At 73.1% G+C, this 14198-nt stretch carries 16 protein-coding genes; 12 read left to right on the forward strand and 4 right to left on the reverse strand.

The annotated features are described in order from the left end of the window. Positions 1–42 precede the first annotated feature (42 nt). Positions 43–1254 carry a DUF1266 domain-containing protein gene (locus OG490_RS19125; protein ID WP_330297507.1) on the reverse strand — a complete coding sequence of 404 codons (1212 nt, stop codon included), beginning with the start codon at positions 1252–1254 and terminating at the stop codon, positions 43–45. 10 nt (positions 1255–1264) lie between these two features. Further along, positions 1265–1669: an ATP-binding protein gene (locus OG490_RS19130; RefSeq protein ID WP_330297508.1), complete on the reverse strand. Its 405-nt coding sequence runs from the start codon at positions 1667–1669 to the stop codon at positions 1265–1267. Positions 1670–1836: 167 nt separating this feature from the next. On the opposite strand from OG490_RS19130, the gene OG490_RS19135 reads away from it, so the two are divergent. From OG490_RS19135 to OG490_RS19155, 5 genes are read left to right on the forward strand one after another with little or no spacing between them, the layout of a single operon-like run. Further along, the gene (locus OG490_RS19135) at positions 1837–2694 is read left to right on the forward strand and encodes a helix-turn-helix domain-containing protein (protein WP_330300980.1); all 858 of its coding nucleotides are present in this window, start codon (positions 1837–1839) and stop codon (positions 2692–2694) included. Between the two features lie 3 nt (positions 2695–2697). After that, on the forward strand, positions 2698–2874 hold the full coding sequence (locus OG490_RS19140) for a DUF397 domain-containing protein (RefSeq protein ID WP_330297509.1): 177 nt from the start codon (positions 2698–2700) through the stop codon (positions 2872–2874). Beyond that, entirely contained in the window at positions 2871–3116 is a 246-nt protein-coding gene (locus tag OG490_RS19145; protein WP_330300981.1) for a glutaredoxin domain-containing protein, read from the forward strand. The genes OG490_RS19140 and OG490_RS19145 overlap by 4 nt, the downstream gene beginning before the upstream one ends. Before the next feature lie 29 nt (positions 3117–3145). After that, on the forward strand, positions 3146–3688 hold the full coding sequence (locus OG490_RS19150) for a sugar O-acetyltransferase (RefSeq protein WP_330297510.1): 543 nt from the start codon (positions 3146–3148) through the stop codon (positions 3686–3688). Positions 3689–3714: 26 nt separating this feature from the next. Further along, on the forward strand, positions 3715–4200 hold the full coding sequence (locus OG490_RS19155) for a GNAT family N-acetyltransferase (RefSeq protein WP_330297511.1): 486 nt from the start codon (positions 3715–3717) through the stop codon (positions 4198–4200). Here the strand turns inward: OG490_RS19155 and lepB are convergent. Then, positions 4175–4867: a signal peptidase I gene (gene lepB, locus OG490_RS19160; RefSeq protein WP_330297512.1), complete on the reverse strand. Its 693-nt coding sequence runs from the start codon at positions 4865–4867 to the stop codon at positions 4175–4177. The two genes, OG490_RS19155 and lepB, sit on opposite strands and share 26 nt — an antisense overlap. Before the next feature lie 124 nt (positions 4868–4991). On the opposite strand from lepB, the gene OG490_RS19165 reads away from it, so the two are divergent. The 6 genes from OG490_RS19165 (at position 4992) to OG490_RS19190 (ending at position 12397) form a co-directional block, all read left to right on the forward strand. Beyond that, positions 4992–6203: a monooxygenase gene (locus OG490_RS19165; RefSeq protein WP_330297513.1), complete on the forward strand. Its 1212-nt coding sequence runs from the start codon at positions 4992–4994 to the stop codon at positions 6201–6203. Positions 6204–6614: 411 nt separating this feature from the next. Further along, positions 6615–7508 (forward strand): hypothetical protein, encoded by an 894-nt coding sequence (locus OG490_RS19170; RefSeq protein ID WP_330297514.1) that lies wholly within the window; start codon positions 6615–6617, stop codon positions 7506–7508. A 357-nt stretch (positions 7509–7865) separates the two neighbouring features. Then, positions 7866–9881: a C1 family peptidase gene (locus OG490_RS19175; protein ID WP_330297515.1), complete on the forward strand. Its 2016-nt coding sequence runs from the start codon at positions 7866–7868 to the stop codon at positions 9879–9881. A 71-nt stretch (positions 9882–9952) separates the two neighbouring features. Next, a complete protein-coding gene (locus OG490_RS19180) occupies positions 9953–10264 on the forward strand; it encodes a protease inhibitor I42 family protein (protein ID WP_330297516.1) in 312 nt (103 codons plus the stop codon). A gap of 70 nt (positions 10265–10334) precedes the next feature. Then, positions 10335–11027 (forward strand): GntR family transcriptional regulator, encoded by a 693-nt coding sequence (locus OG490_RS19185; RefSeq protein WP_330297517.1) that lies wholly within the window; start codon positions 10335–10337, stop codon positions 11025–11027. Continuing rightward, positions 11024–12397 carry an MFS transporter gene (locus OG490_RS19190; protein WP_330297518.1) on the forward strand — a complete coding sequence of 458 codons (1374 nt, stop codon included), beginning with the start codon at positions 11024–11026 and terminating at the stop codon, positions 12395–12397. Before OG490_RS19185 ends, OG490_RS19190 begins: the two co-directional genes overlap by 4 nt. A 23-nt stretch (positions 12398–12420) precedes the next feature. Here the strand turns inward: OG490_RS19190 and OG490_RS19195 are convergent, their stop codons facing one another. Next, entirely contained in the window at positions 12421–13251 is an 831-nt protein-coding gene (locus OG490_RS19195) for a maleylpyruvate isomerase family mycothiol-dependent enzyme (protein WP_330297519.1), read from the reverse strand. Between the two features lie 155 nt (positions 13252–13406). On the opposite strand from OG490_RS19195, the gene OG490_RS19200 reads away from it, so the two are divergent. After that, positions 13407–14186 (forward strand): carbon-nitrogen family hydrolase, encoded by a 780-nt coding sequence (locus OG490_RS19200; protein ID WP_330297520.1) that lies wholly within the window; start codon positions 13407–13409, stop codon positions 14184–14186. Positions 14187–14198 lie beyond the last annotated feature (12 nt).

Genomic DNA, 14198 nt, shown 5'->3' on the forward strand with positions numbered 1-14198 from the left:
CTAGTTCGGCACCAGTCCCGGCGCCGCCGGTTTCCGGCCGCTTCACTTCCAGGGAATGTTGAGCCAGGGGCTCGCCGGGTCGGTGGTCAGGGTGAGGTGCGTGGCCAGCGAGCTCGTGTACCAGTCGCCGAACTCCTCCTCGTCGAAGTGCAGGCAGCGCCCCAGCGAGTACCCCGCGGAGAACTCCTCCCACGAGCGGTACGTCCCGCGCGCCGCCTCCCCGGCGCGCAGTACGCCGCGTTCGGCATCGTCGAGCGTGCCGTAGCGGGTGGCCAGGCCCCAGCGGGCCATCTGCGAGGCCCGGCCGTGGTCCCAGCCCTCGACGGAGCGGACCCAGCCGTCCTCGGGGAGCAGCCCGTCGGCTCGGAAGCGCTGCTCGTAGCGGGCGATCCGGCCGATGAGCCGCTGTACGCCCGCCACCTCGCCCTCCACCTCGGCGGTCGGCCGGGGCTGCGCCACCGTGACCCCGTCGGGGGTGAGCTGCGGTTCGGTGGCCCGCTCGGCGCTGCGGCGCAGGGCGGCGGCGGCCGCGTGCCGCCAGTGCTCCACGTCCACGGGACCGGCGAAGTCGGAGGCCAGGACGCGGCGCACGCGCAGCGCGAACTCCCAGACGGGGCTGACGATCTCGGCACCGAGCATGGAGTGCAGGATCTCGTGCCAGCCCTCCGGGGTGGTGATGCCCCAGGCCTTGCGGAGCCGTTCGCGTTCGCGGAGGTAGCCGTTGCCGTGGTGGGCCAGGGCGTTCCAGAACTCCCCGTTGGCAACGGCGAGATGGGCGCCGACGGCCAGTCCGTGCGCGACGGGCCCGTGCAGCGGGCCGCCGGCGTGCAGCGCGTGCACGGCTCCGGGGGCCAGGCCCCAGACGGGGGCGACGGCGTCCCAGTGGGCCTGCCAGCGGGCCCGGTCGGCCGGGGTGGTGGTGAGGTAGGCCTCGGCGGGGGAGCCGGGGTTCACGGCGAGGTGGGGCGGGTCCCGGTGGTCCCAGGCCTTCGCGAACCAGGCCAGGGACTGGCGGGTGTACACGGTGTGCGGATCGGGGGCGGGCAGCATGCCGCGCGTGTAGACGGCGAGGCTGCGGCCGTCGGGGGTGGGGTGGAACCGGGCCAGGGACGGCTCGGCGTCGACATGCGCGCGGGCCTGCGGCAGGAACAGCTCGCTGCGGGCGAGGGCGTCGAGGTACCCCGACCAGTCCCCGCGCGCCTTGGCCCCGTACAGCTCGCGCTCGATGGAACTCGGCGCCGTCCACCCATCCATACGGGTCAGCCTAACGGGGCCCCTGCTGGCCGATCTCGGCCCATACCGTCTTCCCGACGACCCGGTCGGAGGCGCCCCAGCGCTCCGAGAGCGCGCTCACGATGTGCAGTCCCCGCCCGAACTGATCGTCGTCGGCCGCCGCTCGCGGTTCGGGTCGCCGCTCTCCTTTCGGATCGGTGACCTCGATGCGGAGCACTGCTCCAGTGAGCTTGACCTCGACCCGCAGGTACCGGTCCCACACGGAGCCGTGCAGCAGCGCGTTCGTGACGAGTTCGCTGGTCAGCAACGCCACGTCCGAAGCCAGCTCGGGCTGCCCCCACGCCACCGCCAGCCACGCGGCCCGCCGCCGGGCCTCGGGCACGGAGTCCTGGCGGGGCGGGTAGTTCCGTACGTCGCGTCGGGTGAGTACGTCCATGTCCGTGCACCTCCGGTACGGCCGGTGAGTGGTTCGTCGCTGACGGTAGGGCGGGGCCGGGTTGGTGTGCAAGCTAAAGCGGGGAAATCTATCCCCAGGGGGTAGTTGTGCGGTACGGGGCGGGCGCGGAAGACTGCTTCGGGTACTAGGAGGTGGATCAAGTGCCCATGGACAACCGGGTATCCACGGTTTTGGCGCGCAGGCTGGGAGGGGAGCTGCTGCGCTTGCGCGACGCGGCGGGCCTGACGCAGCCGCAGGCGGCGCAGGTGCTCAGCGCGACCGCGGCGAAGGTCGCCAAGATGGAGCGCGGCTGGGTTCCGTTCCGGGATCCGGACGTCGTGGCCCTGTGCAAGCTCTACGGGCAGACGGATGAGTCTGCCGTCGCAGATCTCCTGTCCCTGGCCAAGCTGGACCGGGAGCGCCGCAAAGCCAAGGGCTGGTGGCAGCAGATGCACCTCGTCGGGAACCTGGGCGAGTACATCGCGATGGAAGAAGTCGCCACGCGGATCCGTACGTGGCAGCTCGCGCTCGTTCCCGGGCTGCTCCAGACTCCCGAGTACATCCGGGCGTTGGGGGTGACGTCGAACTGGTCGCACCCCGACGAGATCGAGGTTCTGGTCACTTCACGCGTGAAGCGACAGGCGCGACTCTGGGGCGAGCGGCCGCTGGAGTTCCACGCGGTGCTGTGGGAGGCCGCCTTGCGCCAGCAGATCGGTAGCCCCGAAGTGATGCGGGGGCAGCTCAACCACCTGGTCGAGATGGCCAGGCAGCCCCACGTCCACGTGCAGGTGCTGCCCTTCAGGGCGGGTGGACACCATGGCGCATCGGGCGCGTTCAACATCGTCTCGTTCGCGGAGCCAGGGGCCCTGGACGTGGCCTACGCCGAGACCGTCGCGGCTAAGGTGTGGGTCGAGGGGTCCGAAGGCAACGAGGCGTTCAGCCGGGCCTTCGACCGAGTGTCCCGGCTGAGTCTCTCGCCGCACGACTCCGTGAACCTGATCGACGCCATCAGTAAAGGTATGTAGCCCGTGAACCAGTTCGAGTTCGTGAAGTCCAGCTACAGCGACGACCAGGCCGATTCGGAGTGCGTGGAGGTGGCCACCAACGTGGCCGGCACGGTCGCGGTCCGGGACAGCAAGGACGTGGACGGGCCGGTCATCCAGGTCACCGACACCGCGTGGGCGGCCTTCGCGGCGGCGCGGTGAAGGGGATAACCGTCTACTGGCGGCCCGGTTGCACCTACTGCATGAAGCTGCGGCTGGGGCTCTGGCTGACGCGGACCCCATACGACAAGGTCAACATCTGGAAGGACCCCGACGCGGCGGCCTTCGTCCGCTCCGTCGCGGACGGCAACGAGACCGTGCCGACCGTCGTCGTCGGCGACGGGCCCGCCGTGGTCAATCCCTCGCTGCGTGAGCTCCGCGCGGCGGCGGGGGCGGGCAGGTAAGGCACCGGTACATCAGAAAGGATCGTGGCATGTCCAGCGACCGCCTCATGCTCATCCGCAGCGCTGAGTTCCAGGCCATGGCCGAGAGGGTCCTGCGGGTCACCGAGCTCACCTCTCGCCTGAACGTCCTGCCTTTCGAGGACGAAGCGGGCAAGGCGGAACTCTTCGAGCAGATCCTCGGCAAACCGCTGCCGCCCAAGGTCACGATCTATCCGCCCTTTTACACGGACCACGGCCTCCACCTCGACCTCGGCGAGCGCGTGTTCATCAACCAGAACTGCACGTTCCTCGACTACGCCGGCATCCGGCTGGGCAACCGCGTGATGGTCGGCCCGAAGGTCACGTTCATCACCAGCGGCCACCCGGTCGACCCCGAGGAGCGGCGGCTGTACCTCACGGGCGCACCCATCGACGTGGCGGAGAACGTGTGGATCGGTGCTGGTGCCACGATCCTGCCCGGCGTCAGCATCGGCCGTGATGCCGTGATCGCCGCCGGCGCTGTCGTGGCTGATGACGTTCCGCCAGCAAGCCTCGTGACCGGTAGCAAGGCAACGGTGCACCGACGGTGGTAACGACTCCCTCCGCGCACCTCGTACCCGTGACCCTCCGCACCGTGCGGCTCACGCTGCTGCCGCTGCAGGTCTCGCATGCCGAGGAGATGGCCGCGGTGCTGTCCGATCCCGCGCTGCACGGCTTCATCGGCGGGGCCCCGTACAGCCCGGAGGAGCTGCGCACGCGGTACGTGCGGCTGGTCGCCGGTTCGCCGGATCCGGCCGTCTCCTGGTGCAACTGGGTGATCCGGCTGGATGATGCGGGCTGCCTGACCGGCACGGTTCAGGCCACCGTGTCCGGTGGGGTCGCCGAGATCGCCTGGGTGGTGGGGACCGCCTGGCAGCGGCGCGGGATCGCCACCGAGGCGGCCCGGGGGCTGGTCGGCTGGCTCCGGGCGGAAGGCGTGCGTACGGTCGTCGCCCACGTCCACCCCGACCACGCGGCGTCCGCCGCCGTCGCCGGAGCCGCCGGGCTCGCGCCCACCGACCAGTGGCACGACGGCGAGCTCAGGTGGCAGTCGACGACTTCGTGACCGCGACGGCCGCGGCCGTCTTCGGGGCCCGCCTGCGGGCCAGCAGGGCTGAGGTCCCGAGCGCGGCCCCGGCCAGGAGCGGCAGTGCGGCGAACAGCAGGACCGGGCGGATGTCGACGGCTGCGTCGGGGTCCGTGACGGGCTTGGCGTGTACCGCCGAGAGCGGCACCATGCCCTCCGTCGTTCCGGTGACGTGGTGGGAGGAGTCGTCCGAGTCGGCGCGGTTGTCGCCCATCAGGAAGATCCGGCCCTCCGGTACGACCACGTCGAACGGGAGGGTCGCCGGCACCGCGCGGTCCATGAGGTACGGCTCGTCGAGCGGCCGCTCGTTGAGCACCAGCCGGGAGGTCCCGGGGGTGAACACGAGGTGGTCCCCGCCGACGGCCACCACGCGGAACGGTGCGTCCCCACCGTTCCCCCAGGGCACGTTGGCGAAGACGACCTCGCCGCGCTCGACGTCCCCGGCCGGGGGGATGAAGAAGGGGACCTGGTCACCGCGTGCGTGGGTGGGCATCATGCCGTCCCCGCGCACGACGATCGATTGATGGCCCTGCGGTGCGCCGAATGCGGCCCAGAGGGCCGCCCCCGCTACCAGGACCGCTCCGAGCGACAGCAGCACGATGGCCGCGGTCCCGCGTTTGCGCCCCGGCTGTTCGTTCCAGGTCACGTGCTCTCCCCGTTGTCGTCCATCGTCCATCGTCCATCTGTCCGGAATCGTACGGTCCACCCGTGCCCCCGACGCCAGTAGGGTGTCGGGCCCCGGGGGACTCGTCGCGGCGGAGGGAACGGCTATGCGGGGCAGCGGAACGGTCGCGGTGGTGGGAGGTTCGATCGCGGGGTGCGCGTTCGCTTCGGCGGCCGCGCGGGCCGGGGCGGACGAGGTGGTGGTGCTGGAGCGCACGGGCGGGCGACTCGCGGACCGGGGGGTCGGGCTGTGCGTCCACGACGACCGGGCCGCCGAACTCGCCGCGGCCGGGGCGCTGCCCGCCGGGATCCCCGCGCACCCGTTGGCACGGCGTCGCTGGGTGGTCCGGGATCCGCAGGCCGGACCGGGCGGGCGGGTGATCTGGGAGCAGCCGTTCCCGTTCCACTCGTACCACTGGGGCCTGCTGTGGCGCGGGCTGCGGGAGGCCACCCCCGATTCGGTGGTGTACCGGCAGGGCGAGAGCGTCGCCGGGGTGAGCGCGGAGGGCGAAGTGCGGCTGGCCGGCGGGTCGGTGGAGCGGTACGACCTCGTGGTCGGCGCCGACGGCTACCGATCGGTGGTGCGCGAGGCCGTCTGCCCGGACTCGCGGCCGCACTACGCAGGATACGTGTGCTGGCGCGGGAACTTCGAGGCCCGGCTGCTGGATTCGCTCGGAGGGCACGAGGACTCGTACCCCGGGGCGGTGACCACCGTCTGCTGGCCGGGCGGGACCTGCGTGATCTACCGGATCCCCGGTCCGGCCGGGCTCCGCGTCAACTGGGTGCTGTACGCGACCCCGCCGCCCGCGGCCGGGCTGCGGCTGGACGATCCGACCAGCTTCCCGCCGGGCACGGTGACGGGGGAACTGGCGGTGCACCTGGCGGAGTTGCTGGAGGAGCGGTTCCCGCCGTACTGGGGTCGGGCGCTCGGGCTGACGGACCCGGCGGACGTGTACGTCCAGCCCATCTACGACCTGGAGGCGACCGCCATCACGGCGGGCCGGCTCCTGCTCTCCGGGGACGCCGCGTCGGTGGTGCGCCCGCACAACACCAGCGGCGCGGCCAAGGCCCTCCAGGACGCCAGCGCCTTCGAGGAGGCGTGGCGCGCGGCGGACTCGTGGGAGCAACTGCTGCGCGGCTACCAGGAGGCCCGGGGCGCGGCGGGCCGGGAACTGGTCGCGCTGGCCCGCCGGCTGGGCCGGGCCCAGGTGGAGCGGACCCCGGACTGGGCGGCCATGGGGCACGCCGAGGCCCAGGCGTGGTGGCAGGGCCAGCTCGCGGGGGCGGCCGACATCGGGGGCCAGGCGCTGACCCCGTAGGGGCCGGCCGAGCGGGCTCCGGGGCTGGGTGATGGCTCCGTCCGGCGGCCGGGCGACCCTGCGGCGGGCGTCTTACGGGAGCTGCCGCGACCCGGTCGGGGGGCGGGTCGGGGAGGTTCCTGACGGGGCATGGCCGGTGGGTGAAGGGATAGCGGCTGGTCAGGCGGTCCCCGTACGCCGGTTGCGCGGCGTGTCGCCGAGGGCGGGGCCGGGGCTGCGGTTGCGGGAGCTGACGGGGTGTCGGTGAGTGGACGGTGACACGTCCCATGTCACGACTCACGTCACGACTCACGTCACGACCCATGCCACGACCGACGTCACGACTCACGTCACGACCGACGTCACCAGGTCTGGTCTGGTCCCGGGGCACACCCACGTGCCCGACCGCTCGTTCCCGACAGGAGAGACACCTTGCTCCGCATCACGCGCTACACCGTCCCCGCCGCCCTCTGCCTGACCCTGCTGGCCGCGTCCCCCGGCCTCGCGGGCGCCGCCTCCGCTCCCGGGAAGCCGGTGGCCGCGGCCGCAGCCTCGTCCGTGACCGCGGAGAAGGCCATTCCCGGCACCGAGGCCCTGCTCGCGCAGGTGCAGTCGCTGGGCGGCGTCGCCGGACTGCTCAAACCCGTCACGGACTTGCTGGCCGCGATCCTCAAGTCCCCCGACGGCAAGCTCCCGGAGGCGGACCTCGCCGCCTTCAAGGAGAAGATCGACGCGGCGGTCGCGGAGCTGAAGAAGACCCTGCCCGCCGCTCCGGCCCTGCCGGTGCCGGTACCGCCGGTGGACGTGCCGAAGCTCCCGGTGGATCCGCCGAAGCTGCCCGTCGATGCGCCGAAGCTTCCGGTGGATGCGCCGAAGCTGCCCGTGGACGCGCCGAAGCTTCCGGTCGACGCGCCGAAGCTCCCCGTCGATGCGCCGAAGCTTCCGGTCGACGCGCCGAAGCTGCCCGTGGACGCCCCGAAGCTCCCCGTCGCGCTGCCCGCCGCGCCTCCCGTGGCGCTGCCCGTCTCCGCCCCGGTCAGGGCGAAGGCCAAGGCCGACGGGCCGCTGGACCTCGCCACCGGTGCGATCGACAAGCTCAAGGCCTCCGTGGACGGTCTCACCAAGGCCGCCGGTCCGTGCGGCTGTTCCACCGACGCCAAGGCCAAGGCCACCGACGTCGTGACCGACCTGGTCGCCGCCGTGGTCGCCCTGCTCACCGGCGCCGGCCTCCCCGGCCTGCCCGGTCTCCCGTCGCTCCCGGTCCCGGCCCCCGCCCTGCCGGTCCCCGCCCTCCCGGTACCGGCCCCCGCCCTGCCCGTCGAGTAGACCCGGCGCGCACCCCGGCGGCGACGGCCGGGCCCGCCCGGCCGGGCCTTGACCCGGCCGGGCGCGACCGCGCCGGGCTTTGACCGGGCCTGGCAGCCCCCCGGCGCCCCCGGCCGCCCTCCGGTTCCCGGTCCCCGGACCTCCGGCGCCCCCGGCCCTGGCGCCACGGCTCACGGCCCCGGCCCCTGCCGCCACGGTCCCGGACCTCCGGCGCCCCCGGCGCCACCGCGCGCGACCGCGTACGACCGCGTGCGACCGCCGTGCCGCCGCGCGACCGTACGGACCCCCTTGACGCGCCCTCCGGGCAGGTGGACGCTCCCGGGGCTCGGATCCGTACGGGGTGGCTTGGGGGCCGGAATGCCGGAGCAGTCGGGGCAGCACGTCCAGACGGCGGGGGAGTTGCGCGCGCAGCTCGTGGCCCACGGGGCGCGGTGGTCCGTCAGCGAACATCTCGCCGACGGGGATCCGGTCCCGAGGCCCTCGCTGGGACTGGGGCCGGGGGCCGGCCTCACGCCCGCCGCGGCCGCGCCGCCGGTGGATCTGCGGGAGCTCGTCGGGCGGCCGAGCGGCAATCCGCACCTCACCCGGCGCAGGGCGGCGCACGGCCTGCTGACGGCCCCGGGTCCCCAGGACGACCCGGCGGCGGGGGCGGCCCACCTTGGCGGTCCCGGCGGCTCCGTAAGTCCCGTAGGCCCCGTAGCCGCAGGCAGCTCCACCTCCCCCATCGCCCCCGGCGGCCCCGCCGCCCCCGCTCGGCCCGCTGCCGTCGACTGGCGGCAGCGGTGGGGGTGGTCCTGGATCACCAAGGTCAAGGACCAGAATCCGTGCAGTTCCTGCTGGGCGTTCGGGGCGGCCGGGCTGGTGGAGTCGATGGCGCGGATCGAGCACCACGTGTGGGCCGAGCGGTCCGAGGGGGACGTGCACGACGGGCTGCGGGCGCCTTGCGGGCAGACGGGCAGTCCCGAGTCCGCGCTCGACTGGGTCAGGACCAACGGCGGGCTCGCCGACCCGGACTGCTGGCCCTACTCCCCGCCCCCGCCCGGCACCCCGCCCGACCGGCTCGACGCCTGGCGGGCGGAGTACACCCCGAGCTGGGACCGGTCGGGCCGCACCGTCCGGATCCCCGAGCACGTGCGGCTCGGCGACGTGGAGCAGCAGAAGGTGTGGCTCGACACGGTCGGTCCGCTGACCGCCTGTTTCGACGTGTACGACGATTTCTTCGGCCTCGGCTCCGGCGTCTACCACCGCACCAGCGACCGTCTGGCGGGCGGCCACTGCGTCCTGATCGTCGGCTACGACGACGCGGCCGGCTGCTGGCTGTTCAAGAACTCCTGGGGCCCGGGCTTCCACGTCGGCGGCTACGGCCGCATCGCGTACGGCGAGGTGAAGATCGACCACTGGGCCAAGTGCGGTCTGCAGGGCACCAACATCGATCCCTGGAGCAAGCGCCGCCTGCACACCGGCAACGTCTACGAGAGCGGCAACGGCCGCGCCCACCGCAACTTCGAGATGGCGGCCCTGGCGGGGAGGGACAGCGGAGGACTCCAGCACTGGTGGCGCGAGGGCGACGCCCCGTATCCCTGGGCCCGCGCCCGGGCCTTCGGCTCCGACGCCTCCGGCCAGCCCGCCTTCACGGGGACCACCTACAACCGGAACATGGAGTCCCTGCACGTCACCACCGGCGGCCGGCTGCGCCACTGGTACTACGAGCAGTCCGGCGGCGCCTGGCGCGACGGCGGCGCCTTCGGCCCGGGGGACGCGGCGGTCGGCTCGACCCCGGCGTTCATCCAGAGCGACTACGGCGCCCCGGGCAACTTCGAGGTGGTGGTCCGCACCGCGGACGGCCGGCTCAACCACTGGTGGCGGATCAACGGCGCGCCCTGGACCTGGAACGACGGCGGCCGCTTCGCCTCCGGTATCGCCCACTACGGCCCGGCCCTGGTCCAGACCCGCTCCCGCCACCTCGACCTGGTCGCCACCCGTACGGACGGCCGGATGCAGCTGTGGTGGCGCGACGACCCGAACGGGTTCGTCTGGCGCCCCGGCGAGATCTTCGGCAGCGGGATCACCTCCGCGCCCTGCCTGGTCGAAGGGCAGTACGGGGCGGCCGACGAGGACACCGCCGGGAACTACGAGCTGTGCGTGACCGGCGGGGACGGCCGCGTCGAGCACTGGTGGCGCGGCAACGCCTCCGGCGCCTCCTGGCAGCGCGGCGCGGTCTTCGGCCACGACGTGCTCGCGGTCACCGGGATGCTCCAGGGCAGTTTCGGGTTCAACCTGGAGGTGATCGTCCTGCGCACCGACCGCCTGCTCCAGCACTACTGGCGCGACGGCGCGGGCTGGCACGAGGGGGCCGTCATCGGCCCGGCCTGACCCCGGCCCGGCCTGACGCCTTGCCGGGGACCCGGGGACCCGGGGACCCGGAGACCCGGAGAGGAGCCCGTGTGGAGGTCCGTGAGGTGGCGCTCGCGCCCGGTGAACCGTACGAGCTGCGGCTCACCGGTCGCGGTGCGCGCGGCTACGTCTGGACCTGGCGGGTGACGGGCGACGCGGACGCCGTCTCGGTCTCCGAGGGCCCGGGCCCGCAGCCGCCCGAGCCGGAGGGGGCGCTGCCCCCGGGCGCGACCGTGGAGCGCGTATACGTCGTACGGGGGCGGGTGGCGGGCAGGGCCAGGATCCGCTTCGCGCAGGTGCGGCCGCCGTATCCCGACGAGGCCCCGCTGGCCGAGTTCGTCCTGGACGTCGTGGTGGCGTGAGCGCAGGTTCACAGGGTCCACATCGTGGACGGCGCCCAGCTTGCACCCCTGTTGTATCTATGCTGTGCGCATGCCATCCGGGACCAGCACCGCGACCACCACCACTACCGCGACCACCACCCCGACCCCTGCCGTGACCGCCGCCGAGCGCGTCTACCAGTACGTCAAAGAAGGCGTGCTCGACCGGCGCTACGAGGGCGGGGTCCTGCTCACGGAGGGCGAGCTCGCCCTCGCCGTCGGCGTCTCGCGCACCCCGGTCCGCGAGGCGCTGCTGCGCCTCGAGACCGAGGGGCTGCTGAAGCTGTACCCGAAGAAGGGCGCCCTCGTCCTGCCGGTCTCCGCGCAGGAGATCGCCGACGTGATCGAAACCCGGCTGCTGGTCGAGGAGTTCACCGTCCGCAGGGCCGTGCCCGCCCCGCCCGGGCTGCTGGACCGGCTCGCGGAACTGATCGAGGAGCAGCGCCGCCACGGCGCCGCGGGCGAACTCCCGGCGATGATGGCCGCCGACCGGGCCTTCCACGCCGAGATCGTGCGCAACGCCGGCAACCAGATCCTGTGCCGCCTCTACGACCAGCTGCGCGACCGCCAGCTGCGCATGGGCGTCGCCCTGCTGCACGCGCACCCCGACCGGGTGGAGCGCACGCTCGCCGAGCACACGGAGATCCTCGACGCCCTGCGCGCGGGCGACGGCGACACGGCCGCCGCGGCGGTACGGGCCCACGTGGGCCGGGTGGCGGAACTGGTCCGGGGGTCCTCCCGATGAGCTCCGCGACCGCCCCGGCCGCCCCGGCGTCGTTGCCCAAGGACCCTCCCGGCGGCCGCAAGGCGGTGCTCGTCTGGTCGATCGGCGTGGCCGTCTACTTCGTCGCCGTCATCTTCCGCACCAGCCTCGGCGTCGCCGGCCTGGAGGCCGCCGACCGCTTCCACGTGAACGCCTCCGCGCTGTCCACGTTCTCCCTCCTCCAGCTCCTGGTCTACGCGGGCATGCAGATACCCGTCGGCCTGATGGTGGACCGGCTCGGCACGAAAAAGGTGCTCACCCTCGGCGCCGTGCTCTTCACCGCCGGACAGATCGGCTTCGCGCTCTCCCCGTCCTACGGGATGGCCCTGGCCGCCCGCGCCCTGCTGGGCTGCGGGGACGCCATGACCTTCATCTCCGTGCTGCGGCTCGGCACCCGCTGGTTCCCGGCCCGCCGAGCACCGCTGATGGCGCAGCTGGCCGGGCTGGTCGGGATGGCGGGCAACCTGGTCTCCACCCTGGTGCTGGCGCCCGTCCTGCACGGGATCGGCTGGGTGCCGGCGTTCGCGGGCAGCGCGGTGGCCGGGCTGGTCGTCCTCGTTCCGCTGGTGCTGTTCCTGCGCGACCACCCCGAGGGCCACGAGCCGCCGCCGCGCGAGCCCGCGGCCACCGCGGGCGCAGGTGGCTTCGTACGGCGGCAGATCTCCGACTCCTGGAAGGAGCCGGGCACCAAGCTCGGTCTGTGGGTGCACTTCACGACGCAGTTCCCGGCGATGGTGTTCCTGCTGCTGTGGGGCATGCCGTTCCTGGTCGAGGCGCAGGGGCTGTCGCGGACCACGGCGGGCGGGCTGCTCACGCTGATCGTCGCCTCGAACATGGCGCTCGGGCTGGTCTACGGGCAGATCGTGGGCCGCAGGCAGTCCTCGCGGATCCCCCTGGCCCTGGGCACGGTCGCCGTGACCGCGCTGATGTGGGGCTCGGTCCTGGCCTACCCGGGGGACCACGCGCCGATGTGGCTGCTGGTCTGCCTCTGCCTGGTGCTCGGCATGTGCGGTCCGGCCTCGATGATCGGCTTCGACTTCGCCCGCCCGGCCAATCCGGCCGAGCGTCAGGGCACCGCCTCCGGGATCACCAACATGGGCGGTTTCATCGCCTCGATGACCACCCTGCTGGTGGTGGGGCTGCTGCTCGACGCCACCGGGGACGACTACCGGATCGCCTTCTCCTCGGTCTTCGTCCTGGAACTGCTGGGCATCAGCCAGATCCTGCGCCTGCGCGGCCGGGCGCTGTCCCGGGAACGGGACCGCGCGACCACCGCCGTGGCCGGCGCCGTGGTCACCGCAGGGGCCGCGGCCGACATCGCGCCTTCCGAAGTCAGCCCGGCACGCCCCTGAACGGTTTTGCTACGGCGCCCCGGCTACGGCGTCACGGAGAAGTGGGCCAGGATCGCCTCGGCCAGCGCCGGGTCGCCCTCCACCTTCACGCGGTCGGCGACGGTGTGCGGCCGCACCCGCCCGCCCGCGAGCCGTACGTACGTCTCCCAGTCCAGGGTCAGCGTCACCGCCGGGCCGAGCGACGGGGCCTTGTCGATCGTGCCCCGGCCCTCCGCGTCCACCCGTACGGTCCGCATGAACTCCAGGGGCCCGTGCACATCGATGACCACGGCCGAGTTCGCGGGCGCGCCCGCCTTCTTGGCGACCACCTTCGGCAGCCCGGACAGGAGGATGTCGCGCGCCACGTACGCGCCGGGCGAGTCCCAGTTCCCCGGCACCCCCAGCGCCGCCCGCAGGTCCTGCTCGTGCATCCACACGTCGAAGGCGCGCAGCCTCAGCGAGTGCTCCAGCGTCGCCGGCTCGCCCAGCGGACCGCGGACCATGGTGTCCGGATCCCGCTTCTCGTTGCGCAGCTGCCGCGAGCGGCGAATGATCGTGTACTCCAGCTCCGAGGTCATCTCCGGCGCCGTGTGGTGGCGCCGTACGTCGACCTGGACCTCCATGTAGCGGCTGAACTCGTCCACCACGTGCCGCAGGTCCCGCGGCAGGGTGTGGATCGGCCGCGGGTCGCCGAGCTGCTCGCACTCGATGCCGATGATGTGCGAGACCACATCGCGCACGGACCAGTTGGGGCACGGCGTCGCCCGGCTCCACTCGCCCTCCGTCAGCGGGAGGACCAGCTCGGATATCGCCTCGATGGAGTGGGTCCACGCGTCGGCATAGGGCTGAAGACTGGGATGCGGATGGACGGTCAACGGGACCCCTCGCGTGCTGTTCATTGGCGCGTTGGCGCGTTCTGGAAGCTAGTGCAATGGCTTCAAAACTACGCTGCCGGTGAGCACCCCGGCAGTGCTTTCGTGTGACGATCGTAGGCCCGAGTTGACGGCTTGAATGCCAGGACGGTGGTACTGTGCGCGCTTCCCTGATCCAAATCGCGGTGAACGAAGGGGAGTCGGTGGCTTCCCGCCGCTCCCGCGCCGCCGACCTCGTCCGCGACCAGTCCTCCTCGGATCTCGTCGTCCTGCCCGAACTGTGGACCGTCGGGGCCTTCTCCTACGAGCAGTTCGAGACAGAGGCGGAGCCCCTGGACGGCCCCACCTACGAGGCCATGTCCAAGGCGGCCCGCGATGCCGGGGTCTGGCTGCACGCCGGTTCCGTCGTGGAGCGGGCGGGCGACGGCTCGCTCTACAACACCGCGCTCGTCCTCTCCCCGACGGGCGAGCTCGCGGCCACGTACCGCAAGATCCACCGCTTCGGCTTCGACCAGGGCGAGGCCGTCCTGATGTCCCCCGGCGACTCCCTGACCACCGTGGAGCTGCCGGAGCAGACGCTGGGCCTCGCCACCTGCTACGACCTGCGCTTCCCCGAGCTGTTCCGCGGACTGGTCGACGCCGGGGCGACCACGATGGTCGTCGCCGCGGGCTGGCCGGCCCGCCGCCGCGCCCACTGGACCCTCCTGAACCGCGCGCGGGCCGTCGAGGACCAGTCGTACGTACTCGCCTGCGGGCTGGCGGGCACCCACGCGGGCGTGGAGCAGGCCGGGCACAGCCTGGTCGTCGACCCGTGGGGCGAGGTCCTCGCCGAGGCGGGCCCGGGGGAGGACGTCCTGACCGTGGACCTCGACCCGGCGAAGGTCGCCCTGACCCGCGAGCAGTTCCCGGCCCTCAAGGACCGCCGACTGGGCCGCTAGCGGCCGCCGCCC

This window comes from Streptomyces sp. NBC_00503 (assembly GCF_036346895.1).
Classification (GTDB): Bacteria; Actinomycetota; Actinomycetes; order Streptomycetales; family Streptomycetaceae; genus Streptomyces.